The 22,227-nt window shown below is 47.6% G+C and carries 23 protein-coding genes and 1 riboswitch; of the genes, 4 read left to right on the top strand and 19 right to left on the bottom strand.

The genetic code is table 11. The annotated features are described in order from the left end of the window. Positions 1–3 precede the first annotated feature (3 nt). A complete protein-coding gene (locus PSAB_RS12640; protein ID WP_025334944.1) occupies positions 4–795 on the top strand; it encodes a hypothetical protein in 792 nt (263 codons plus the stop codon). Positions 796–1,725: 930 nt separating this feature from the next. On the opposite strand, the gene PSAB_RS25075 is transcribed toward PSAB_RS12640, so the two are convergent. The 7 genes from PSAB_RS25075 to PSAB_RS12610 all read right to left on the bottom strand — a co-directional run bounded on the left by PSAB_RS25075 (position 1,726) and on the right by PSAB_RS12610 (position 9,039). Beyond that, positions 1,726–2,046 (bottom strand): tyrosine-type recombinase/integrase, encoded by a 321-nt coding sequence (locus PSAB_RS25075; protein ID WP_226991707.1) that lies wholly within the window; start codon positions 2,044–2,046, stop codon positions 1,726–1,728. Positions 2,047–2,334: 288 nt separating this feature from the next. Beyond that, positions 2,335–3,756 (bottom strand): flotillin family protein, encoded by a 1,422-nt coding sequence (locus PSAB_RS12635; RefSeq protein WP_038595853.1) that lies wholly within the window; start codon positions 3,754–3,756, stop codon positions 2,335–2,337. A 22-nt stretch (positions 3,757–3,778) separates the two neighbouring features. After that, positions 3,779–4,315, bottom strand: a complete 537-nt coding sequence (locus PSAB_RS26635; protein WP_476739332.1) for an NfeD family membrane protein — start codon at positions 4,313–4,315, stop codon at positions 3,779–3,781. Positions 4,316–4,483: 168 nt separating this feature from the next. Continuing rightward, a riboswitch (cyclic di-AMP (ydaO/yuaA leader) is annotated at positions 4,484–4,669 on the bottom strand. Between the two features lie 911 nt (positions 4,670–5,580). Next, a complete protein-coding gene (locus PSAB_RS12625; protein ID WP_025334941.1) occupies positions 5,581–6,048 on the bottom strand; it encodes a nuclear transport factor 2 family protein in 468 nt (155 codons plus the stop codon). Between the two features lie 53 nt (positions 6,049–6,101). Further along, complete coding sequence (locus PSAB_RS12620; RefSeq protein ID WP_025334940.1) at positions 6,102–7,361, bottom strand: alpha/beta hydrolase; 1,260 nt, start codon at positions 7,359–7,361, stop codon at positions 6,102–6,104. Between the two features lie 32 nt (positions 7,362–7,393). Next, the gene (locus PSAB_RS12615) at positions 7,394–8,164 is read right to left on the bottom strand and encodes an SDR family NAD(P)-dependent oxidoreductase (RefSeq protein ID WP_025334939.1); all 771 of its coding nucleotides are present in this window, start codon (positions 8,162–8,164) and stop codon (positions 7,394–7,396) included. Between the two features lie 14 nt (positions 8,165–8,178). Further along, positions 8,179–9,039 (bottom strand): NmrA family NAD(P)-binding protein, encoded by an 861-nt coding sequence (locus tag PSAB_RS12610; protein WP_025334938.1) that lies wholly within the window; start codon positions 9,037–9,039, stop codon positions 8,179–8,181. 769 nt (positions 9,040–9,808) lie between these two features. On the opposite strand from PSAB_RS12610, the gene PSAB_RS12605 reads away from it, so the two are divergent. Next, the gene (locus PSAB_RS12605) at positions 9,809–10,822 is read left to right on the top strand and encodes an LLM class flavin-dependent oxidoreductase (protein ID WP_025334937.1); all 1,014 of its coding nucleotides are present in this window, start codon (positions 9,809–9,811) and stop codon (positions 10,820–10,822) included. A 134-nt stretch (positions 10,823–10,956) separates the two neighbouring features. On the opposite strand, the gene PSAB_RS12600 is transcribed toward PSAB_RS12605, so the two are convergent. The 4 genes from PSAB_RS12600 to PSAB_RS12585 all read right to left on the bottom strand — a co-directional run bounded on the left by PSAB_RS12600 (position 10,957) and on the right by PSAB_RS12585 (position 13,345). Continuing rightward, positions 10,957–12,123 carry an MFS transporter gene (locus PSAB_RS12600; RefSeq protein WP_025334936.1) on the bottom strand — a complete coding sequence of 389 codons (1,167 nt, stop codon included), beginning with the start codon at positions 12,121–12,123 and terminating at the stop codon, positions 10,957–10,959. Between the two features lie 43 nt (positions 12,124–12,166). Then, positions 12,167–12,505, bottom strand: coding sequence for a gamma carbonic anhydrase family protein (locus PSAB_RS12595; protein ID WP_226991706.1), 339 nt, complete (start codon positions 12,503–12,505; stop codon positions 12,167–12,169). 100 nt (positions 12,506–12,605) lie between these two features. Then, complete coding sequence (locus tag PSAB_RS12590) at positions 12,606–12,860, bottom strand: nuclear transport factor 2 family protein (protein WP_025334934.1); 255 nt, start codon at positions 12,858–12,860, stop codon at positions 12,606–12,608. Positions 12,861–12,943: 83 nt separating this feature from the next. Further along, entirely contained in the window at positions 12,944–13,345 is a 402-nt protein-coding gene (locus PSAB_RS12585) for a nuclear transport factor 2 family protein (protein WP_038595851.1), read from the bottom strand. Here PSAB_RS12585 and PSAB_RS12580 point away from each other — a divergent pair. Beyond that, positions 13,322–14,317, top strand: a complete 996-nt coding sequence (locus tag PSAB_RS12580; protein ID WP_025334932.1) for a quinone oxidoreductase family protein — start codon at positions 13,322–13,324, stop codon at positions 14,315–14,317. The genes PSAB_RS12585 and PSAB_RS12580 overlap by 24 nt on opposite strands. A 190-nt stretch (positions 14,318–14,507) precedes the next feature. On the opposite strand, the gene PSAB_RS12575 is transcribed toward PSAB_RS12580, so the two are convergent. The 3 genes from PSAB_RS12575 to PSAB_RS12565 all read right to left on the bottom strand — a co-directional run bounded on the left by PSAB_RS12575 (position 14,508) and on the right by PSAB_RS12565 (position 16,527). Then, on the bottom strand, positions 14,508–14,840 hold the full coding sequence (locus PSAB_RS12575; protein WP_025334931.1) for an EthD domain-containing protein: 333 nt from the start codon (positions 14,838–14,840) through the stop codon (positions 14,508–14,510). Between the two features lie 104 nt (positions 14,841–14,944). Beyond that, positions 14,945–15,352 (bottom strand): MerR family transcriptional regulator, encoded by a 408-nt coding sequence (locus PSAB_RS12570; protein WP_025334930.1) that lies wholly within the window; start codon positions 15,350–15,352, stop codon positions 14,945–14,947. Positions 15,353–15,381: 29 nt separating this feature from the next. Beyond that, on the bottom strand, positions 15,382–16,527 hold the full coding sequence (locus tag PSAB_RS12565; RefSeq protein WP_025334929.1) for an MFS transporter: 1,146 nt from the start codon (positions 16,525–16,527) through the stop codon (positions 15,382–15,384). Positions 16,528–16,726: 199 nt separating this feature from the next. Here PSAB_RS12565 and PSAB_RS12560 point away from each other — a divergent pair, with 199 nt between their 5' ends. Next, positions 16,727–17,533 (top strand): PaaX family transcriptional regulator C-terminal domain-containing protein, encoded by an 807-nt coding sequence (locus PSAB_RS12560; protein ID WP_025334928.1) that lies wholly within the window; start codon positions 16,727–16,729, stop codon positions 17,531–17,533. A gap of 25 nt (positions 17,534–17,558) precedes the next feature. On the opposite strand, the gene PSAB_RS12555 is transcribed toward PSAB_RS12560, so the two are convergent. The 5 genes from PSAB_RS12555 to PSAB_RS12535 form a co-directional block, all read right to left on the bottom strand. Continuing rightward, positions 17,559–18,971: an MFS transporter gene (locus tag PSAB_RS12555; RefSeq protein WP_025334927.1), complete on the bottom strand. Its 1,413-nt coding sequence runs from the start codon at positions 18,969–18,971 to the stop codon at positions 17,559–17,561. Positions 18,972–19,075: 104 nt separating this feature from the next. Beyond that, a complete protein-coding gene (locus tag PSAB_RS12550; RefSeq protein WP_144240512.1) occupies positions 19,076–19,438 on the bottom strand; it encodes a VOC family protein in 363 nt (120 codons plus the stop codon). A gap of 44 nt (positions 19,439–19,482) precedes the next feature. Next, positions 19,483–20,571, bottom strand: coding sequence for a zinc-dependent alcohol dehydrogenase (locus PSAB_RS12545; RefSeq protein ID WP_084266511.1), 1,089 nt, complete (start codon positions 20,569–20,571; stop codon positions 19,483–19,485). 245 nt (positions 20,572–20,816) lie between these two features. After that, complete coding sequence (locus tag PSAB_RS12540; RefSeq protein WP_038595848.1) at positions 20,817–21,554, bottom strand: SDR family NAD(P)-dependent oxidoreductase; 738 nt, start codon at positions 21,552–21,554, stop codon at positions 20,817–20,819. Between the two features lie 76 nt (positions 21,555–21,630). Then, positions 21,631–21,936 (bottom strand): TetR family transcriptional regulator C-terminal domain-containing protein, encoded by a 306-nt coding sequence (locus PSAB_RS12535; RefSeq protein ID WP_025334923.1) that lies wholly within the window; start codon positions 21,934–21,936, stop codon positions 21,631–21,633. Positions 21,937–22,227 lie beyond the last annotated feature (291 nt).

The following is a 22,227-nucleotide window of genomic DNA, read 5'->3' as shown; positions in this document are numbered from 1 at the left end:
AAATTGACTAAAGATGAAATAATCTTAACTGAAGCCTACACTTTGAATTTTGAATACGATGAACAATATTTAGAATTGATGATTGAAAATGGATTGTTTGTAGAGCAGGGTAAATGGTGTGAACTGGTTAATATTTTACTTGTTATGATGCCTTACGGTATGGTAATTGCAGGTATGAATAGCGATGAGAAGAGAGACTTCTATAATTCTATTGATATGATGGACCAATGGCAAAAGCTACGTGTTAGAAATAAAAAAGAGTTTCAAGTAGAAGACAGTACGTATCTAGCAGATATTGGACTCTATTACTTTGAAAACACTGAGTGGGAGAAGCTGTTTCTTAAACTTTTCCTGGAATTAGACCCACATGACTATCTAGATTATTATGTAGTTCCAACAATTCAAAATTACTTTCAAGAAATAAAAAAAGAAACACCCCTAGATACCGCTTCATATATTTTAAAACAATTAGATTTCCGTCTCGATATTAATAAACAAGGAGAAAATTCAGGTGGTATGGCTAGCATGCCATTTGTTTGGATCTTATTCGAAAGTTTGGATTTAGGATGCGGTTTTGACTTAGTACCTTGTGAGTTTTCTGAGGAACAAATGGATTATATATCGAGGCAGTTTGAGTTAGTACAAGACGGAACTGAAGAGGTTTATAAAATTAATTTTGGTGAAATTAAAGATTTAGACATCATTTTAAAATTAGGAATAGATGGCTCTGCATTAAAACTACTTGATGAAATTGAGGATAATTTAAGAAAATTAATTATAAAACATACTGATTAATAGGCTGCATTAATCAAGTGTAATTTGAACTCTTAGACGTAACTTCATCATAGTCTCTGTTAAACAGAGGTGAAAGATCGTTAGTAGTTGTACAGACTATGAAATTAGAAGAGGGTGATTTATAAGCTGATTTCCATTTATAAGCTTATAAGCTGATTTCCACATGAAATGCAATACTTGATTACCGCTGAAAGCGAGCGCAGGAATAAATAGTTCTAGGCATTCCATCAGATGTGTAAGGCGATGGAAAAGACAGAGAAGAATATTCAGCAATCAATTATTTAAATATGTCATCTGTAGCTTAATATATGGATTTTTACTAGGATTAGCTTCAAAATAACCTCGACTGGAACATTTTTTTATTTTTGGGGACCCGGGACTCGTGCACGGGTTACACATGGTCACCGCCGCGATCATTATATTCGGGCGAGGAAATGTTAACCTCGCTGGTCCTTACCTTTGGAGAAGAGTATGTTGGTCGGCACCTGAAGCTGAGTCGAATGGTAATGAAAGCAGTACGCCGAATTCTTGGCCGGATGTATAAATTCTTATAGTGTGGCGACACTATGATTCACATCGAGTCCGATTGCGAGAAACCGCAGCCAGCTAGAGTTTTCAGAGCCGGAAGAATATCAACGACACCCGGGCGGAAGTGTACGCAATAGAATCGAATCACTAAGGCTTATAGCAAGAGATTTAATTATTTACGAATCGGCGGCGGCACGTCGAATCGAATGAAAAACCATAATTATTAGTGACTATACATATGTACAAAATACGGGTTTTGTGAATATATCCAAGAGAAACCGCGTAACACCGCGGGTTTATCGATCCATGTTATTTACAGCATTACGCATCTCTTCATCTGTTAAATGTGTAAATGTGTGTATATCATTGTTGTCTGTATGGATGAATGCCCTAATTGACTCTTCAATCTTGGTACATCTTATTTTCTAAATGATATCGCGTTGCAAATGAGTGTCTAAGCGAATGTACTGTCAGTGAGGGTTTCCCAATGGCCGTTGCGTATTTTTCAATCAGCTTTTTAATCGATCGCCCAGTCAAACGCCGGCTTTTTCCTTTACGGCCAACAGGAGCTGCAATGAATAAATAGTTCTCGTGTTTTTCTGGTGCATATCTTGATTCTCTGATCTGCAGGTAACTTTCCAGATCCATTAGAGCTTGTTTGCTAAAGTACACATATTGTTCTTTATCACCTTTGCGTATCACTCGTACCAAAGCTTTATTCACATATACTTGAAATACCCGGACAAGAATGATTGAGAACTTGAATATAGAAAATGGGATACGAAAAAAATTCCTAAAGAAAAATTTCCAGACGGTAAAACAAAAATATCTGAATCTATGTTGGATATTCCCGCAACCTGCGCCTGACGGCCGTTCGATTCGCTCTGCCCATGGGTGTACGACGTTATAGTAGTGGATCCCGCCTGAAGCACGCCGTCTACGATAATACCAGTCTCGCACAGCGCGGAAAGCTTTTGACACTGTACGGGGCTGGTTTACGAAGCTATAGAATTACTGCTCTTTATCCCGGCCGAGCAGCCCGCTGAGCGCCTCTGTCACGTTCATACCGGTAAGCGTCTGGGTCAATTCGGGAACCTGGGCCATGATTTTGGCGATATCGCCGGTAATTTTGTTCACACCGGATGAAACTCCATCCTGGGAAATCACTGTAATTTTATCGACATTGGCCAGCGGGGCAGCGACTTTCTCAGCCAGCTCTGGCAGAACTTTCAAGAATTCCACTGTAAGCGCAGCTTGCGTGAACTGTTTGTACGCTTCGGCTTTCTTCTCCAGTGCTCCCGCTTCCGCCGCTCCAGCCAGTTGAACAATTTCCGCGCTCACTTTCCCCTTCGCCAGCTCTGCTTCCGCCGTTGCTAGCCCGCGCTTGGTCGTCGTGGCTGCCTCTGCTTCAGCCTCAAGAATTTGCCGCTGCTTGGCTGCTTCCGCTCTCATAATCGTAGCCTGGTTCTCCGCTTGGGCAGGCTTGATCACCGTTGCCTCCAGCTCCTTCTGTCTCAGCTCAACTTCGATTTCCCGGACGGTCCGGTTGGCTTCCGCTTCCATCTGCGTGATCTTGACCTGTTCGGTAACCAGCGACTGCTTAATTTTGTTCTGCTGCAATTCGTACGCAAGATCCGCTTGCGCTTTCTTCACTTCCGTCTCCAGCTTAAAGTCCGCCTGCTTAATGTTCAGTTCCTTCTCGAACAAGGATTCCTTGGCGCGAGCGGCGGTTTCCGCTTCAATGGTTGCCTGATGCGCATTGGCTTTGGCAATGGAGGATTCTTTCTCCGCCTCGGCCTGCTTGATCAGAATGTCGCGTTCCGCTTCCGCCTTGGCAATGCTGGCATCGCGGCGGATGCGCTCAATCTCCGGAACCCCCATATTGTCGATATACCCTTTGTCGTCGGTAATTTTCTTAATGGTGAAGCTAACCACCTCAAGCCCCATCTTGTCGAGGTCTTCCGAGCAGGTCTCCCGCATCTTGCTGTTGATTTCGTCGGGTGTCTTTAGTATGGATTCCACCGACAACTGCCCGATTAAGCCGCGCAAATGGCCTTCCACCGAATGCAGGATAATCGTCTCGCGGTCTTCTTCCGGCCGGTCGATAAACTGCTCGCTGGCAGTCAGAATAGCGGTAGGATCACTTTTGATCTTAATCTGGGCCACCGCCTCCAAGTTGAGCTTGATGCCTTGCCGGGAGAACATCGCCTGCGCCGGAATGACATCAAAGCTCATCAGCATCATGGAGATGGTCTTATTGTTTTGGAAGCCGGGGATGACGAACGTCCCGCCGCCCTGCACCACTCTTTTTCCGCCGAGGCCGTACACAATCATCGCCTGATTGGGTGGAACCTTTTTATAAGAGTTCACGATAGTGTACAAAGCCAGCAGGATAACAACAACAATTGCCGCGATCAAATAAAGAATAACCATTCGGTTCGACACTCCCCGTTATTTATAATTGTTCGATTTCCCTCTCGAAGAGGGTTACTGACGCCATTCCTTTTTTCACCTTCAAAATAATCACCCTGTCGCCCTTGGCGAGCTGCTGGCCGGTTTCTGCCCGCACTCCAATGGAGCGCATCGTTCCGTGCAGTACATATTTCATCTCCCCAACCGCTCCATCCACTGCAGAAATACTGATGTACCCTAGTTGCCCTGTTGGATCATAATCCATTTCATTCATGCTGTTGTCATACCGAGTCATCACCCGGTCCAGCACCGCATACATCAGACAGCCCAGCAGCAAGGCAACCACGGTGCAGATCAGCACCACTGCAAGTATTTTCATTCCGCTGAACCGGGTTAGCACATAACCAGTTCCGCCCCAAACCGTGACAAACACCATCAGCGGGAGTATGGGTACAAAGCCCGGACCTCCAGCATCGCTGCCTCCTACATGCAGATGACCCGCCAGGCCATGCCCATGAAATCCGCCGCTGAGGAGAAGCAGTAACCCTACCCAGAAGCACACAATAAATACAGTAACGATAGCAATCCCCCCCTTTCAAGCAGTTCAGATAGTGCCTAAGCACTCTAACTTTCGTTGTTATAAGATTTTTCATTCCTCATACAGATCGCCTTCCCTTCCTAAATGCCCAGCAAAAAGACCACAGAAGCGGCAGGGCTCTCCGTGGTCGGTTAATTGATCATGGCGCTCATCCTCTCTCTACGAGGCTTACGGGGTTAGCTGACGGATTCGGGCAGCGAGATTGCCCTACCTTGCCAGAGCGGCTTTACAGCACGCAGCAAGGATTCACCCCAAGTGAGCGGCAGCATCAGATCGAAAGCCGCATTCACCATTGGTTCCCCCGTTCCCATTGTCGGAATTCAGCCATTTGAGAACAGTTACAATATATTCAGTTGTTGATTTGAATCTTACGCCTGTGGCAGTCTAATGTAAAACGTTCCAGATGGCAAAAGGAGCCAAAGAATGCCTCCTCTTCATGAATAAAAGCGGATTCTTTGGCTTCTCTCTTAAGCGGCCGATGATTTTCTCATTTTTGCTCCGTTTCTCGCAAGCTGTCCCATTCGGCCAAAGTCAACGCCGCAAACACCATAAAACCTTAGGATGCTTGCGGTGTTGGCAGCAGCCGAGACAATCCATGTTTATTCCGAAAATAGGTAAAATAAGTAATATAATCCCTTAACTCCCGGAGGCACCGGGCTGCTTCCAGGTCGGCCGCATAGGCTTCACGCCGCTTAAGCCTTCCAGATCAGGACTAACCGCACACCACATAATCGTTGCTGCTCCCTTGCTCTACCGTCTTTAGCTGAGCGCAGAGTCGAAAATCGTCCGTTTCTCCTTATCAAGAATCCCGCCGGTAATCGCAGTATCCCATCCTTCATTTGAGGTGAGTAAAGGGAAGTGTTTCCATAGAAGGAGTTCTTCACCGAATAAATGAAATTAAGAATATAAAAATTAACTTTCAGAAACAAAAATCCGAATATAAGATCATTGACATATCAGAAGTAATACGGTGGATGTATGCCGAAAGGAAAATTTTACATTCAAGGCTGTTATTCTCCGGAGCACCCGGCAGCCGGTTGGGTACATAGCCGCAACTCCGTCGGAACGACTCACCTCTGTATCTGCTCTGCGGCGCGAAGATTGGAACAGGCTGCTAATCCTGAATCTCCGCGCCGGCGCTTTCCTGCTTCCCGCAGGCCGACGTCTCTTCGTAAGAAAAATGTCTATCAGTGGGGATAGAATCATAATCGATCAACTCTAATCCCCACCTCCACCATTTCAACTCCTTACTGCTCGTTTAATACTTTCTGCAATGTTTCTGCATCCAAAAGCGCTACAAGCGCTACTACCGGATTCCAATAATCTTTGTAGTGTACGATTTTATTGTCTCTCGTTTCGATCACCGAGATATATTTCTGAAGATAAGGCTTGCCGGTGGTCAGGACTTGCGCTTCCTCAATTTCGAATTCGACTATCATGATATTGGGGTTCATCGCGAAGTGAAAGGTTGGTTCACTGAACCGTGTGATATCAAACCTTTGAGGGAAGTCTTTAACATACTCATAAATGGCAGCCTTGCCTTCAAGTTTTTGAGTAAAGCCTTTAGGAGCGTAAGGAAACTCGAACAGCGCATTGTCATCAAACAGCTCAATAAATTGATTCATGTCTTTTTCCAAAAAAGATTTGCAAAACTTATGGAAGATCTCCCGTGAAGCTTCCTGCACCTTTTCATAATCTGCCGGATTGAACGTCATATTTACCACTCCTTATCATTGAAATATTGAATCTGCAACCGGAATGCCCCGGCTTACGACTCTGGCGATTGTTTCCGCGCAAGGATCTCGGGAGGTTGGGCGCCAAGCCACCATGCCGGATTTGCCGATCCTTCGATGACACGTCCATCCGTATGCACATAATAGCGTTTATCGGGTCTTTGAGCGAAATCGCCATTCAGCGCCCGCTGCGTCCATTCCGAGCCGTAACGGAAGATCTCCGCTGCAACACCGCCAAGGGGATGGAATTCATTCTCATAGATCCGCAGCTCCTTGGGAGCCTTGATGAGCTCGTATAGCGCAATCGCATCTTCAACCGGGATAAGCTCATCAAATTCACCGTTGCCGATCAGTACCGGGCAAGTGATGTTCGGAACCAGATGCCAAATGCTGTAATTCGCCGCCATTTCCTTATCAAACTTCTCTTCATCGGTATATCCGGACATATACATCATATTGGCCTTGAAGCTCGGTTGAGCTTTGCTGAAAGACTTCTCCAGTTCACCGGGGCCTGCCATGAATGTGGCTAATGATTTCAGACGGTTGTCGTGGGCAGCTCCCCGTAATCCCCAGATCGCGCCCATACTGACTCCAAACAGACCTATCCGATTCTTGTCAACCTGTGGTAGCTCCTCAAGAAAGTCAATATACCGGCTGATGGCGCGCTGGTAGTTGGTTAAGGTGACTTTGAGTCCGGATGATCCGGATTCTCCCTGACCAGGCCCTTCAATCGACAGAGCAATCATGCCCCGGGACGTATAGTAGCGTTGGGCAATCTGGATATAATCCTCTTTGATCATGTCCATGCCCGGACCAAGAATGACAGCAGGAGCGTTCGATACGTTTCCTTCAGGGAGAAACAGCAGACCGAATATTTTTTTGCCTTCAAAATCCAGCTCAACCCTCTGGATCGTTTGATTGCTCAGGCGCGAAATCGCTGCGACGGACTCATTACAGCGCTCGCGAAATACGGCTTTTCTGGGATCATCGTTAAAAAATGAATATTGCGCTCTGCCCCACATCACCGCAGCACGCTGATACAAATCTTTGGCGGTTGCCGGGAAACCCTCGCTTTCATAGTGCTTTGCGCGTTCTTCTGCCTGGGCCGCAACGGTCGACCATGCTTTCGGGATCATGACGCCGCTTTTAACCAATTCAAATACTCTGTCAAAGTCTCTGTGATTGTGGCCGCATTCTTCTAACGTTGCCTTCGCTTCGGGATGCAGGGCGTCAAATCCCCCTTGTGAAAGTGCGATATCCAGAATCCATCCTTGTGAAACTGCTCGTTGTGTCATTTTTTAACCTCCGTATTTTTATTTTTAAGTACTTACAAGCCGAGAGCCGTCCAGCCTCCATCTACAAAAATGGTCTCGCCTGTAATATAAGAAGCTGCATCGGATGCAAGAAATACCGCGGCACCCGCCAGCTCATTGGGATGGCCCATTCTGCCAAGGGGAGTTCGTTCCGTCACTTTTCCGGCAAAATCTTCTTTTGCATCCGAGACGGTTTTTACAAGCGGGGTTTCAATATAAGAAGGCGCAATCCCGTTCACATTGACCCCATACTTTGCCCACTCTACCGCCAGAACCTTTGTCAGCATATTAACTCCCCCTTTGCTGGCGCAGTAGGCGACAGAGCCTGTGAGCGCAGTTGTGGACCCCACTGATGAAATATTAATGATTCGTCCACGGTTCTGCTTGATCATTTCCCTGCCCGCATACTGTGCGAATAAGAAAACACCGGTGAGATTAACCGCAACAATTCGGTTCCAGTTGTCCAATTCGTATTCTTCCGCTGGCGTTTTAATCGTCATTCCCGCATTGTTAATCAGAATATCAATAGATCCGAAACGATTTTTCGTCTCATCTACTACTTGTTGGATATCCTCGGGCTTCGTTACATCGCAAGGGATCACCAATGATTCCGTTCCTATCTTGCGAATCTCATTCGCCACCTCCTCTAATTCGGACTGCGTACGACTGGATAGAACCACATTTGCACCCGATTCGGCTAATCCCAAAGCAATACTTTTTCCGATACCTCTGCCTGCGCCTGTCACAATAGCGGTTTTTCCGCTCAAGTTAAATAATGAGTTCATAGCTTCAGCCGCTTTCAATTCTGTTTCCAATGTGAGGCGTGCGCGATGGCAAAGTCTTTTAGAGATTTAGGCGGTCGTCCGGTCACACGCTGAACTGTATCCGTAACCTGGTCTTCAGTACCGTGAAGCCTGATCGCTTCATCCAGCCCTGCGAGAAAATGAGCATAGTCTTCGGCCATCCCGAACTTCATCATCCCGGCCGCCAGCTCTTCCGTGCTAATATTTACATGTTGGATGGTTCGTCCTGCAGCAGCGCCGATGATTTCTCCAGCCTCCGCATAACTAAACGAATCAGGACCTGTGATGATATGATCTGTATTGTGAGGCTGCTCATCAATCAGCGCTCTTACGCCCACCTCGGCAATATCGTCGGCATCAACGAATCCGACCCGGCCCGATCCTGTAGCCGTAATCATCACCCCGTCACTGTTGATTTGGGCTCCGTGGTGACCCTCAGTGAAATTTTGCATAAAATAAGACGGACGCAGTACCGCCCACTCCGGGACAAGTTGACCTATTACCTGATGCACCTTGCCGAACACAGGTCCACCTTCGGGCACGGAAGCGCTGCTGAGCAAAACCACTCGGCGAACGCCGGCCTCTACAGCCCTCTCCAGAAACGGCACCATCATCTTGGATGGATCCATAACTGCAAGGGGACCCACCAAATAGATGCTATCCACGTTTTTTATAGCAGGTTCATATGTTGTTTCATCGTACCAATCAAAGGTAACATGCTCATTTGTGCTTCCTGGAGCGGAAGTACCGCGATCGGCCGTACGAACGGCATAGCCCAGATCTGTAAGCCGCTTAGCTATACGGCTTCCTGTTTTGCCTCTTCCGCCTGTCACTAGAATTTTACTGTTATTTACCATATCAATTACTCCCTTTCTTTTTTAGACTAATAAGTCCGAAATATTCATGAATAGTCAATCTAGATTAAAATAGTGACTCTGCAACCGAAAACCGGAGTTGGAACGACGTTTTCTAGATCAAACGATCTAATAAGTATAAAATATAATGAAGCGTCCAATACCGCTCCACTAATGGTCAAGCGCAGAGAGAATGACAGTTGCAATATCGTCCAAAACCCCCAGGGCCGAGGTTAATTTAGCAGCCTGGGTTAACGAATGCTTCTGCCCATATATTGAGCACCTCCTTTCTGATACCTATCTTATCCTTTTCAGACTATTTAGTCAAGAAAAAAATTAAATCATTGAACATCAAAAAAATAACTGCACCCTTCCCTTCTATTGGAAATGCGCTCATGTTAATGCTCTGTTGCCCACGCGTGTAAAAAAGCAATAATTTTATTCTTGACTAAACAGTCTATTAAAGTTTAAGATAACACTAAGAAAGGAGGTGCTAACCTTTAGGGAGGAGCAAGGAGTTCGATACAAAGAGCTCTTTGTATCTCGACAATGAAACATTATGCGAATGAGAAATACATGCTGGATGGATAATGAAGCTTTATAGATGCTTCATTATATTTTTCCAAATATTTGACCATTTGATCTGGAAAGTTGGTGGCCTCTAATGATTTGAATAACCAATGTGTATGCAGCCGCCAAAATCATTCTTGTCATCCGTTTTTAGATACGAATCCTTGGAAATCATCAAAATTAAAGTGGAGGTAGATGTTACATGTACGAATTCAATTCAAAAATCTCTGTTTTGGATCTCGCCCCGATCTTGTCGGGCAGCACACCCAAAGATTCTTTCCGACGTACGCTGGAGCTCGCGCAACACGCCGAAAAGCTCGGTTATCACCGATATTGGCTCGCTGAGCACCATAATATGCCAGGAATCGGGAGCTCGGCAACATCGATCTTGATCGGACATATTGCGTCTGGAACTAAGAAAATCCGGGTCGGCTCAGGCGGCATCATGCTGCCCAATCATGCCCCGCTCGTCATCGCCGAACAGTTCGGAACACTGGAATCTCTGTATCCGGGCCGGATAGATCTAGGATTAGGCAGAGCTTCAGGCTCCGACATGCGTACCACCCGCGCTCTCAGGAGGACGCTGGGCAGCAACGGGGATGATTTCCCGGACCTTCTGCGCGAACTGCGCTCTTACTTCCATCCCGAAGACGAACCTATTGAACCGGGAGTACGGGCTATTCCCGGAGAAGGAATGGATATTCCCATCTGGCTGCTGGGCTCCAGCGGGTTCAGCGCACAATTGGCGGGTCGTCTCGGACTGCCTTTCTCATTCGCCAGCCATTTCGCACCCGATTATTTGCTCCAGGCCTTGGATTTATACCGCAGCGCCTTCACTCCCTCGCGAATGTTGGATAAGCCCTATGTTATGATAGGCTTAAATGTCATTGCGGCTGATTCGGCCGAAGAAGCAAGCTGGCTGGCTACTACAGATGAGCAGCAAGTGTTGAATCTGATTCGCGGCCGTACCAGCGAATACAATCCTCCGGTTGAAAACATGGATGCCTTGTGGAATGAGCAAGAAAAAACGCGAATTCGTAAACAAATGGATTTCGGCATTATCGGAGATCGTACCACGATTCTTAAGAAGCTGCCCGTTCTGTTTGAAGAAACGAAGGCGGACGAATTCATCGTAACATCCCATATTTACGATCATCAAGCCCGTTTGCGGTCCTACGAAATTTTAGCGAATGCTGTCAACGAGTTAAGGCAGTAATGGATGCTCATTGAACCGCCAGAGGAAGTGGTCAATCCATAGATCCATATGTTGTTATCATTCCAATGAAAGAACAAGGATCATCAGGCTGCGTCAAACCGCCTAATGATCCTTGATTTTTACCATTTCTATCTTTACATCGCTTGAGTAACCATTCGTAAACGGATTGAATTCAGCACAATAACGATCCCGATTGAAGTAACAATCGCCCCGAACGTAAGCAAGGCCGGCATAAGCCCCCAATAAAACGATAATATCCCAACACCTAATGTAGGCAAAATCATGCCTGAATACGCCGCAATATAAAAGATTGACAGAAGGCGGGCTCTTTCGGAAACGGGTGCCATACTCCCGGTCAGTTTCATGCTGCCTTGAAACGTCCACCCGCACCCGACAGCCTGTACTCCCATCCCCAGCCACAACAACTCAATATTTATCATCGTTCCGGCCATTAACATGCACCATGTCCCTACAAGCAGTAATAATACTCCCGCTTGAATACGACGAATCATATCACCAGGCAAGGGAATTAGCTGGGCAAGCGCTCCTCCCGATAGGAGAATGAATAAGAGCATACCCGAGACAGCAAGATTGGTTGAGTGCATTACAGTCCGAACATAAGTTGGCATCAAAGCAAGTACAGTCCCATTAAGCGCAAATGCCGTAAATACGGAGGGAGCTGCGAATGCCCAGAACAATGTTCGATGGGAGGATGGTACTCCCATACTGATCTGAAATCGTCGTCGATCCCCTGTCGATTCCCTCCTTTCACGGATACTGGCCAGGAGAAGCATGCTGATGCTCAGAACGATAAACATGATTTGGTAAGGAATTTTCACAGGTGACAGCGGGCTGTACTGGATGATTATGCCGCTAATCGCCGGTCCCAACCCAAACCCGAGCATGGTAACAATACTAAACAGCGTCAATACATGCGCCGTTTGGTTCTGTGACGAATGTCGAAGCAAAAGAGCTGTCCCTGTTCCCATGAAGGCTCCAGACGCCATTCCAGCCGAGGCCCGTGCAAGATACAGTAACGAGATATTTGTGGCTTCAGCGAAAAATATCGTCGAAAGAATTGCCAATCCTAAGCCGATGAACACTACTTTTTTATTGCCCCATACATCCGCCAAAGGACCTGCGATTAACAATACCGGCAGCAGGCAAATGGAATATATAACGAACAAGCCTGTAACGATAACGTTGTTAAGATGAAAAGCATTTTCATAGAGCGGGAAAAAAGGTACTGACAGATTCGTATTAACCGCCATCGCTATGATCGTGAATAGGATACGTTTCATCGGCTTACCTCTAAATCTTGGCATAGGGCGGCTTTGGGCATCATTACGATTTTTGGGCGCTTGTATATCTATATTGATTTTCGTAGCGTTCTACCAGTTTCAAATATTGTTTTGAACTTTCTTGTACCCACCAAAGAGAATCGCCGGATAATTCTTTTTTGACTTGTCCAGGGGAACCTGCAACAAGCTGCCGGTTTGTAATTTTGTTATTACCTGTAATGACACTGCCTGCTGCAATGACATTCTCATTCTCAATCGTTGTCCCGTCGAGCACTACAGCGTTCATACCGATAACATTATCATTTCCAATCGTACAATTATGCAGAATCGCGCCATGTCCAATCGTATTGTTATTACCGATAAAAGTCCCGGATTCTGACATGTGAATGACGCAGTTATCCTGGATACTGTTATTTTTCCCGATTCGGATCGGTCCCACATCTCCCCGCAATACTGCGCCGAACCAGATGCTGCTGCCTTCCTCAATGGTAACATCGCCAATAATACTGGACTTCGAAGTGCTTCGGAAAATTCTGCATGTAGTCGTAGAGATCTGCCTTGCCTTCCTTCATTTCCGGGAAACCTGCAGGACCGTAAGGGAACTCCAGTACCCCGTTCTCATCCCACAATTCAACCCATGCCTTAATATCCCCGCCCGACAGATGTTTCAGATGATTGCGGAATGCTTCTTGTGCTCTTTCGCGAACTGCTTCTTGGGTTAGTGTTTGATTTACCATTGTATTTTCCTCCAGACAATTTGTAATTTTTTATTAGATCATTTGGTCTAATTTGATTAAAAAAAGATGTCGACTTAAATCCATTACTCCGAGAAGCGCACAGCATCATTCACATTGCCGACCGACTCGATCGCAACTAACGGATTCCAGAAATCACGATAACGTCTGAGACCATCCTTCGTTTCCACGACGCTGATATATGTTTGATTGTACGGATTGCCAGTTTCACGATGCTTACCCATCGACTTGAATTCTGCGATTACCAGCTCCGGATCAACCGTCAGGTGGAACTTAAGGTCCGTAAACTGGACTTGGAAGTGCTTCGGAAAGTTCTGCATGTAATCGTAAAGATCCGCCTTGCCTTCCTTCTTTTCCGGGAAACCGGCAGGACCGTAAGGGAACTCCAGCACCCTTTTCTCATCCCACAATTCAACCCATGCCTTGGGAGTGGAGAGCAATACATGAAAGCTATTCAAATTCGTCAAACGGGATCATATTCGGTTCTGACATACGAAGACGTTCCATTGCCGTCGCCCAAAAGCAATGAAGTGCTGATTCGCGTTAAGTTTATAGGTGTCAACTTTGTCGATTCCTTGATTCGTTCCGGCAGCCTGCCTCCTATTGTTATGCCGGAGTTTCCTATGATCCCTGGCGTGGAGTGTTCCGGGATCGTTGAGGCGACAGGATCCGATGTAGAACATGTAAAACCTGGCGACCCTGTCGTTTTCTTCGGTAAACAAGGAGTCGGCTGTTATACGGAATATGTGGTTGGCGAAGCGGCCCATGTGACCCCGGTTCCATCCCAGGTACCTTTAGATGAAGCGGCGGTCCTTCCGGTTAATTATTTTACGGCCTACGATATGCTGCATCATATCGGAGCTGTAAAACGCGGACAAACCATTCTTGTCCATCCCGCCGCTGGAGGTGTTGGCACAGCTTTAATCCAACTAGCAAAGCTTACGGGTGTAAGGATTATCGGACTCGTCGGATCTGACGAAAAGAAGGCATACATTAAGCAGCAAGGGGCAAATTACGGCATCAATTACAAAACAGAAAATGTAGTGGAGAGAATAATGGAGATCACTAACGGCGAGGGCGTTCATGTATCCTTCAATGCTACATCCGGTCAGACGATTATGCGCGATGCCGAGATCCTCGCAACTTTCGGACAAATTATCGTCTTTGGGACACTGAATGGATTGCCCGCAGGAGCATTGGAAGAAATCTATTCCCGATTCATTACCAAAAGCATTGCGGTAAGGGTATACTCCGTTTATTCGCAATATGACCAAAATTATGATCAGTACGATCAAGCACTCAAGCAATTATTCCATTATTTAGCGGATGGCTTAATCAAACCGCAGATCTATCAAACCTTCCATTTGTCTGAAAGTCCTGCCGCTCATCGATCGCTGGATCAAGGAAAAGCCAAAGGTAAAATTTTGCTTCATCTATAATGGTTAAACGCTTTTGCATTCGAAATCATGGTATGTAGCCACATCAAAAACCCGGGGAAGAAATTCCCCGGGCTAACGCTAAGAGTAAAATGTCCGCATTCATGGTCGCAGGTGTCAGAATACATATGTTCCCAGCTTCCTTGTGGCCTGTGCTATCGCTTGTCCAGGCCTCGTAAAAGATCGTTTTCAGCTAGACCAACTTCAGCGTCTTCTCGACGACCGCGGAGTGAATACCTACCGAGGTTTCTCTCATGTACTCTTCGCGCATCTTGGCAGCCTTCTTGTAGCTGTCGGCCTGTAAAGCCTTCATCATCTCTTCCTTAGAATCGAAGCTGATCTGGACGATCGCGTCGATTGGAAGCTCTGCTCCATCGGTCATAACGTCCGATAGGTAGTGCTGGATGTACTCCCTCGTCTCGGGAAGCCCGACATAGGTCGGTCCGTAGTCAAATTCCATGAAGTGCCGAAAATCTTCGGTTGAAATCTCAGGTTTCTTCCGAATTACAGTCATCATCGTGAACATCAGTTCTTCACCTTCCATTTTCTAAAGGTTTGTGCGAGTATGTCAAAACTCAAGGAAAGTAACCCCTTAAGTTGTTACCTATACGATACAACTTAAAGTTAAGTTTAAGTCAAGCTATTAAAACTTAATTTTCTGAGTGTGTCGAGATTTTTTTCAGCTGTAACTAATCCATCATAAACCGCAATTTTTTGATTCAGTTGTTTCAAATTCTCTCTCATCCGCATCAATTGTTGTTCAACATTCTTTTTATGTGCCAGTAAAATCTCTCTTCTTTGCCCTATTGTTTCATTTCCTTGCACGATTAGATGGGTGTATTTTTTAATTTCTTCAATCATCATACCCGTGTCTTTCAAGCAAACCACTAATTCCAGTAATAATAAATCTTCATCTGAATATTGTCTTCTTCCGCTCGTATTGCGATTTACGTTTGGGATAATTCCTTCCTTTTCGTAAAATCTTATCGTCGACGCAGGTAAACCGCTCATTAGTGAAATCTGACTCACGGAATACATCATCATTTCCTCCATTCCAAGCAGATTTTTTAGGTTTTTGGCTGACTTTTAGCCCACAGCCCGATGGATAACGCGCAGCACAGTGCCGCAAAGACCGTCACGCCGAAAAATCCGTTCAACTGCGCGTACAAAATTCCGGCGATATAGGCCCCGGCGGTCGTTGCGGCGTAGAGGACCCCGTTCGATAGAGCTGCGATCGTCCCCCGGGCGGTGGTAGACAGCGTCTGTAACAGCGCCATCATGAGGGGGAATATTGTCCCGAAGACTAGATACAAGACGAAGAAGCACAAATGCACCAGCAACGGCGACGCTGCGAGGTTGAGCAGCAAATAAAGCACCGCCATGATGCCGATCCCGCTGAGCAGCACGGTTCGTCCGCCGAGTCTCGCCGCCGCATGGCCGCCGACAAAACTGCCGATCAAGTTGCCAAGGCCCATGAAAATGAACACATGACCGATCTCCGACACGTTCATGCCGAACTTGTCCGTGAGCCAGTTACCGATAAACGTGAATACGGCTAAGGCGCCCGTCAAAATCGCGAAATAGGCCAGATAGGACCCTTTCGCCCCATTTGCGCCGAGCAGCTCGGCATAACGATCCAATATGGAAGGCTGCTTGCCGGCAGTCGCAGGCTTAAATTGGGGGACGATCCATAAAATCAACGCGAACAGCGCAAAAGCGATTCCCCCGATAATAAAAAACGGCATCTTCCAGGAATGCTCGGCCAAGTAGCTGCCAATTGGCACACCGACCGTCTGCGAGACGGCGAAACCGGCCGATACGATGCCCATCGATTTCGTCACCTTCGGGGCGGGAACTAGAATCGGAATCGTCGCCCACACCTGCGGAGACGTGAACGCCGCAAAAATGCCGGCCAGCGCCCGAAACGCAAACATCGACCAGAAGTTCCACGCCAGGCCGCACAGGAAGGTGGAAACCGCAAAACCGAGGATACCAAACAGCATGATCTTTTTCCTGTTCAAACCGTCCGACACCGGCCCCGCAATAAGCGCAAACAATGCGTAGCCCAGCGCATACGCCCCGACCATCCAGCCCGATGCTTCGACGCTGATATGAAACTGCTGCCGAAGCGTCGGCAGAAGCGGCGAGACCAGAAACGTATCCGTACCTATTACGAATGCAATCAGAAAATATAAGCTTAAGATGCTCTTCATTAGCGGTTCTCTCCTTTCTTCGTTCAAAAGGATTGCGGCTTATTCTCTCACAGGGACATCCGCCGCACTTCCAAGATATCGCCGCAAAATATAACTTGAAACGATGTGCAGGAAAATATTTTTATTATAAAATGGTTTGCTTCCCTTTACCGTAATCTTTATAATGAAGGGCGAATGCCATAGGGAACGAGGTGCTGTCATGCTGTCCTTAGAAAAACAAATCCTGTACATGCTCCTGCATCGGCGAGCCATTTCGACCTCCGAGTTTATTCGGATCTTCAAGGGTCGCGGCAAATCCGAACAGGTTATTCGCAATACGCTCTCTTCCTTAAAGAAGAAAGGCTACATCGTGGCCGAAGACCGGAAATATAATTTGGCGGAAGCAGGCGCACGGGTTATCGAGAGCCTGCAGCTGAAATTTTCCGGCATGGATACGTTGTGGGACGAGCGCTGGCATTTCGTCATGTTCAGCATTCCCGAGCAGCATCGTTCGATGCGGAATTCGTTCCGCCGCGAGCTTATGCAAATCGGTTACGGGCTCTTATTCGACGGCGTCTTCGTGTGCCCGTTCAATCGCGAGAACGCCGTGCTCGAGTTGGCTGCGCAGTTCGGCTTGGACGAATCATGGATTCGCACTGCAATCGGCGAGCTGCGGCACGGTCCGATTACGGCGATCGACGCGGAACGGATTTGGCCCGTCCAGACGCTGAACGAGAAATACGCCTGGTTTATCGGGTGGATCAACGACAAGATCAAAGAATCGTCGGCTTTCATAGAGAACAGCGCGGAGCTTATGCCGTGGGATGTCCTGCTGCTCATTTTGGAGGCCGGAGAGGCGTTCGGTGAAATTTTGCTGGAAGACCCATTCCTGCCGAAAGAGTTGCTGCCGGACGATTGGAAAATGCCGAAGGCTCGGGAGTTGTATCACTTTTATATCGGCCATAAGCTCGCTCCCCTGCTCCAAAGCGACAAAGAGTTGTATTCCCTGATTGTTTCGACGGACTGAATATCGACAATGACGGCTTAAGCTGTCAAACAAGCTTGCGGCTGAAGCTCGTCGCAGCCATGATGAGACTAGCGGCAAAAATAACGGCGGCGACTTCATTGAGGCTGCCCGTCGTTGCCTTGCCGCTGAAGACGGCGCCGATCAGGCTCGTCGCTAAAATGCTCCCCAAAGAGCGGAAGGTAAGGAATAACCCGGACGCCGCGCCTGTCTCCCCCGGTTTGGCAAGCGTGAACAGAGCCGTCTGCCAGCCAACATTGGCAAGGCCGTTCGGGATGCCAAGAATCGCGAGAACGGCCAGCAGCCAAGTTAATGTGGTATCTGATTTTACGAGCAGCAGCAGCGCTGTGCCAAGGACCAGAAACATGTACCCGATGACGATCGATCTTCTGTACGTGTAGCGGGAAATGATGGGGACCGCCACCTGCGTCGCTACGATTCCGGAAACCAGCAGCGGCAGCAGAATAAGCCCCGTCTCCTTCGCCGAATATCCCCGCAGCTGCTGCAGCCACAAAGGCAACCCATAGAGGATACAGTAATACACAAAACTTGTACCTGCGTACTGCACATACACCATCAATAGTTTCAAATTAGACTTCAGAAACCTCACATTGATAAACGGGTTCTCACTGCGCAATTCGTAGCCGATCAGCACGCTAAACGAAGACGCGGCAGCAATAAGCATCCACCAAATCGGGCCGTTCTTCATGGACTGCAGAAAGTACATGAGCCCGAAAAGCGTACTGCTAAATAGCAGAATGCCCGGAATATCAAGCTGGATCCGCCAGACTGCCATACTCCGGTCAGTGGCGGCCGAGGATTGTTCTCGGGGAATCCAAAGGCGGAATAAAGCCATAATCAGCATTACAATAGGCACATTAATCCAGAAAATGGACCGCCAATCGATGAAATATACAAGAAAACCGCCGATGACCGGGCCGAGCGCCGCCGTAATGTTGTTCGTGAAGGAAATCATCCCTGTAGCCGAAACGGGAATTTTCCCGTCATTCGTCCCGGCTGCGGCCGCAGAAGCTTGAAGCATTGCCATCCCTGCCGGAAATAACGTCGTATTGCTAAACGACTGCAAAATGCGCAGGGCTATCAGCCACCCGAACGACGGCGCCCAAACGGAAAGCAGGCTGAACAAGGCAACGAAAATGAGCCCGGCGCTGAAAATGCGGCGGGGCCCGTACAGATCGGCAAGCTTGCCCATAACCGGCTGGCCGATGGCCGTCATCAGGAAATAACCTAAAATCAGCCAGGACGTCTGCGCGATCGAAATCTGATAATAGGAAGCAATTTTCAGGAGCGCAACCGAGATCATCGACGAGTTTAGGGGATTCAGCATTGCCGCCATGGCGACGATGCCGGTCATTTTTCTGACGGTTAAATCCCTCTTTAGGCGATTGTTTGAATGGGAAGCCGCGAGTTGGTCATTCATGTTTCACTCACCCTCTTCCTCTCATATCTGGGCAAGTCTTCGGGGCCAAAATGCCAGCAGCACGCGCCTGAGGAGGCGCGCACCGCGGCAAGCTTCGTTTAAAGTCACTTGTCCGTTTTAGCCTCGAAATACTCCACCAACAGTCCGTCGGGATTCCGAACCATCATGTTTTTGCCGAACGCGTTCGAGTGCGGGCCGTGCACAATTTCCGCCCCGTTCTCCTTCAGCCACGGCTCGAACTCGCCAAGAGAATCAACGTAAAAGATAGCCTGGATATCGCGAACCGGGTCAAGCGACTCCTTTTCGCCGGACAAAATAAGAACGCCGCCGATTTTCGCGCCTTGAATGTCCCGTTCGGCAATATTGAAGCGCATCTCACAGTCAATGCCTTGAATATTCTCGTAGAAGGCGATCGTGCTTTCGAATTTCTCTTTGTCGGTATAAAGGCGAAGTATTCGGTCCGTCACGAGCATAACATTCATCCTCTCCAATAAATTACTTATCGTGTAAATTACATATCGTGGCGTATAACGACGCATTCGAGATTACTTGCCGCCGCGGCGGCTTCCATCGCTTCAGGCAAATCCTTGAGCGAATATACTTTCGCTGCGATCGGGCTCATGTCAAGTTGTCCGCTTCTCAGCAAATTCAGCAGCTTGAGATGGGCGTCGGCATCGTACATGAAGTGGCCGATGATCTCCAGGCTGTTGAACATCATTTGCATGTAGTTGACAGGCAAAGGCGAGGTCATGCTGCCCATCAGCACGAGCCGTCCACGCTGCCGCAGGCTCCCGAGTGCCGCCAGCGTCGCGTTCGGGTCTCCGGCCTGGCCGATCATATCGAATGCCATGTCGGCTTCGCCCCCCGCCGCTTCGCGTAGGGCTTCACCATCCTTCTGGACGTCGCCGCTGAGCGCCACGGCTGTAACCCGGCTGCCGGCAGCTTGAGCCAGCATCTCGAGCGACGTGGTGTTGCGACCGGCTGCGACGACTTTGCCCGCTCCCATGGCCAGCGCTACAAGCACCGCCGCCGTTCCGTAAGCCCCGGTCGCGCCGGTGACGACGACCGTTTCACCCGCCGCCAATCGGCCTCGCACGAGTCCGCCGTATGGTACGACGCAGCGGCTGAAGACGGCGAACTGCTCCGGAGCAATAGGGTCCAATCCTTCTACAGGAGTGACCGCCATAACCGGGAACAGCGCATATTCGGCAAGGGTCCCGTCGGCCCAATCGGCCTGCATTTGTTCACCTATACCGCCGAAATGGGTGACACCCATCAAAATTTGCCCTTTTTCAGGGACATTTTCGCCCGAGACCAGATGCGAGGATAAAATGACACGCTGCCCCGGCTTCAAATGCCATACGTCGGGACCGACGGCCTCGATAACCCCGAAGCCGTTCCCTCCGGGAGTGAACCAGCCTTTCGGCGGCAAATAGGTCGGGAGCTTGCCTTCGACATATTCTTTCAGATACGACATCAGCGACGAAGCTTCGATTCGGACCAGCACACTTCCCGGACGTACTTCCGGCTTCGGAACTTCCTTGAGTTGTAATCCGCTGCTGAATCCTTCGATTTGCCATGCCTTCATCGTGTTGCTCATAGGCAATTTCCTCCTTTTAAAAAATGCAAACGCCGGCGTCAGGGAGAAATATAACATAAATTAGTGCGTAAGTAAATATTATTATTATACTTTAAGACGCATTATCGTTATGACTAAGCGTGGTTTACCATTGATTTAAGTTCATACCACAACCTCATCTCATACTGTCGAAGGACATGAACTGGTTTCCTATAAAAAAACCGCGCAGTGCGCGGCTCCAAATCAATGATTTTGATTAAAACAGCTTAAATAATAAAGCCGCCATCCATAACTAATGTTGTGCCAACTGTGAAAGATGCTTCTTCTGAGAGTAGGAAGACTATGCCTTTGGCAATTTCTTCTGATTCAGCGATTCTTTTCATTGGAATCATTTGCGAAAATTTTTCAATCATTGCATCTCCAAGTCCTTCCGTAATTTCAGATTTGGTTGGGCCAGGTGCGATGGAATTAATTCGAATATTCTGATTAGCCATTTCTTTGGCAGCTACTTTAGTTAAAGCCTCAACAGCGAATTTTGATGCACTATAAGCACTAGAAAGATTGGTAGGTCTAATTCCAGCAATGGAGGAAACATTCACAATGGCTCCGCCTCCTGTTTTCAGCATTTGTCGGACTTCGTATTTCATACAGGCAAACAAGCCTATAACATTCGTTTGAAACGCATCTTGGAGATCCTTTGTATCGGTTTCAACCAAAGGAGCAGGTGTTTTACTTATCCCTGCGCTATTTACAGCTAAATCCAACCTTCCATAATGATCAACGATCCACTGAATGCCATCGCGTATGCTTTCTTCACTCGCAACATCCATCTTCAAGAAAACGGCTTCTCCACCCAGAGCGCGAATTTCGTCCACAACTTGTTGTCCCTTCTCTTCACGGCGGGCTGCGATGATAACCTTAGCTCCCTTGGATGCTAATATCACTGCAGTCGATTTACCTATACCACTTGTTGCACCTACCACTAAGGCTATTTTGTTTTTCATTTTCAAAACCTCCATATCTTCGAAATAGATTGAACGTTCGTTCTGGTGATTGTAAAAAGGGCTTGCTCGAGCGAGCCTATTGTTCCGTCACTGCATGATCTGTGAGACGTACGGCGTTCCAGCAGGAACGGATTGCTTCGTGTACGCTATCGCTGGTTAATTCGAAGATACCGTGCAGATGAGCTTTCAACATGTAAACAAAAGTACCGTAATGCATCTGCACCATCATTTTCGGATTCAGCGGGACAAACAACTTTTGCTGTATTGCTTCTTCGTATAACTTGTTCATAGGTTCGCACCAACCGCCTGAATAAACAGCCTTCTTCACATCGTCGTAAATTCTTCCTGTCGATACGCCGGATTCCTTTGCGATAAGCGCCATCGAGGTCGCCTGTAATTCCTTCCGAATAAGGATGTTAAGTGATGTTCCAAAACGGCTCGCTGTACCTTGTTGTATTTCTCAAACATTCGACTCCTCCTTTCTCACTATAAAAATCGAACGTTCATTCTAACCAAGAATACAACCAATTCGCTAGGTTAGTCAACACAGATAAAACAATCCTCTTTTTACGTTGAGCACAAATATTCTCGTTAAATATAAAAAAACGGAATCCAGTTGTAATACCTCTGGATTCCGCTTTTCATACTAACTTTGCTCTTACAAATATTTGTA

The sequence above is a fragment of the Paenibacillus sabinae T27 genome (assembly GCF_000612505.1).
In the GTDB taxonomy this organism is placed as follows: Bacteria; Bacillota; Bacilli; order Paenibacillales; family Paenibacillaceae; genus Paenibacillus_AQ; species Paenibacillus_AQ sabinae.
The sequence above is the reverse complement of the archived record's forward strand: the minus strand, read 5'-3'. Positions and strand labels throughout refer to the sequence as shown.

Coding starts and splice junctions, on each gene's coding strand:
- PSAB_RS12575 (WP_025334931.1), bottom strand. CDS start 14,840: ATGTTCACGATGATGACTGTAATTCGGAAGAAACCTGAGATTTCAACC.
- PSAB_RS12605 (WP_025334937.1), top strand. CDS start 9,809: ATGTACGAATTCAATTCAAAAATCTCTGTTTTGGATCTCGCCCCGATC.
- PSAB_RS12580 (WP_025334932.1), top strand. CDS start 13,322: ATGAAAGCTATTCAAATTCGTCAAACGGGATCATATTCGGTTCTGACA.
- PSAB_RS12615 (WP_025334939.1), bottom strand. CDS start 8,164: ATGAACTCATTATTTAACTTGAGCGGAAAAACCGCTATTGTGACAGGC.
- PSAB_RS12635 (WP_038595853.1), bottom strand. CDS start 3,756: ATGGTTATTCTTTATTTGATCGCGGCAATTGTTGTTGTTATCCTGCTG.
- PSAB_RS12545 (WP_084266511.1), bottom strand. CDS start 20,571: ATGAGCAACACGATGAAGGCATGGCAAATCGAAGGATTCAGCAGCGGA.
- PSAB_RS12590 (WP_025334934.1), bottom strand. CDS start 12,860: ATGGTAAATCAAACACTAACCCAAGAAGCAGTTCGCGAAAGAGCACAA.
- PSAB_RS12535 (WP_025334923.1), bottom strand. CDS start 21,936: ATGGCGCTTATCGCAAAGGAATCCGGCGTATCGACAGGAAGAATTTAC.
- PSAB_RS12595 (WP_226991706.1), bottom strand. CDS start 12,505: ATGTCAGAATCCGGGACTTTTATCGGTAATAACAATACGATTGGACAT.
- PSAB_RS12570 (WP_025334930.1), bottom strand. CDS start 15,352: ATGTATTCCGTGAGTCAGATTTCACTAATGAGCGGTTTACCTGCGTCG.
- PSAB_RS12610 (WP_025334938.1), bottom strand. CDS start 9,039: ATGGTAAATAACAGTAAAATTCTAGTGACAGGCGGAAGAGGCAAAACA.
- PSAB_RS12565 (WP_025334929.1), bottom strand. CDS start 16,527: ATGAAGAGCATCTTAAGCTTATATTTTCTGATTGCATTCGTAATAGGT.
- PSAB_RS12620 (WP_025334940.1), bottom strand. CDS start 7,361: ATGACACAACGAGCAGTTTCACAAGGATGGATTCTGGATATCGCACTT.
- PSAB_RS12625 (WP_025334941.1), bottom strand. CDS start 6,048: ATGACGTTCAATCCGGCAGATTATGAAAAGGTGCAGGAAGCTTCACGG.
- PSAB_RS12540 (WP_038595848.1), bottom strand. CDS start 21,554: ATGAAAAACAAAATAGCCTTAGTGGTAGGTGCAACAAGTGGTATAGGT.
- PSAB_RS12600 (WP_025334936.1), bottom strand. CDS start 12,123: ATGAAACGTATCCTATTCACGATCATAGCGATGGCGGTTAATACGAAT.
- PSAB_RS12555 (WP_025334927.1), bottom strand. CDS start 18,971: ATGAATGACCAACTCGCGGCTTCCCATTCAAACAATCGCCTAAAGAGG.
- PSAB_RS12560 (WP_025334928.1), top strand. CDS start 16,727: ATGCTGTCCTTAGAAAAACAAATCCTGTACATGCTCCTGCATCGGCGA.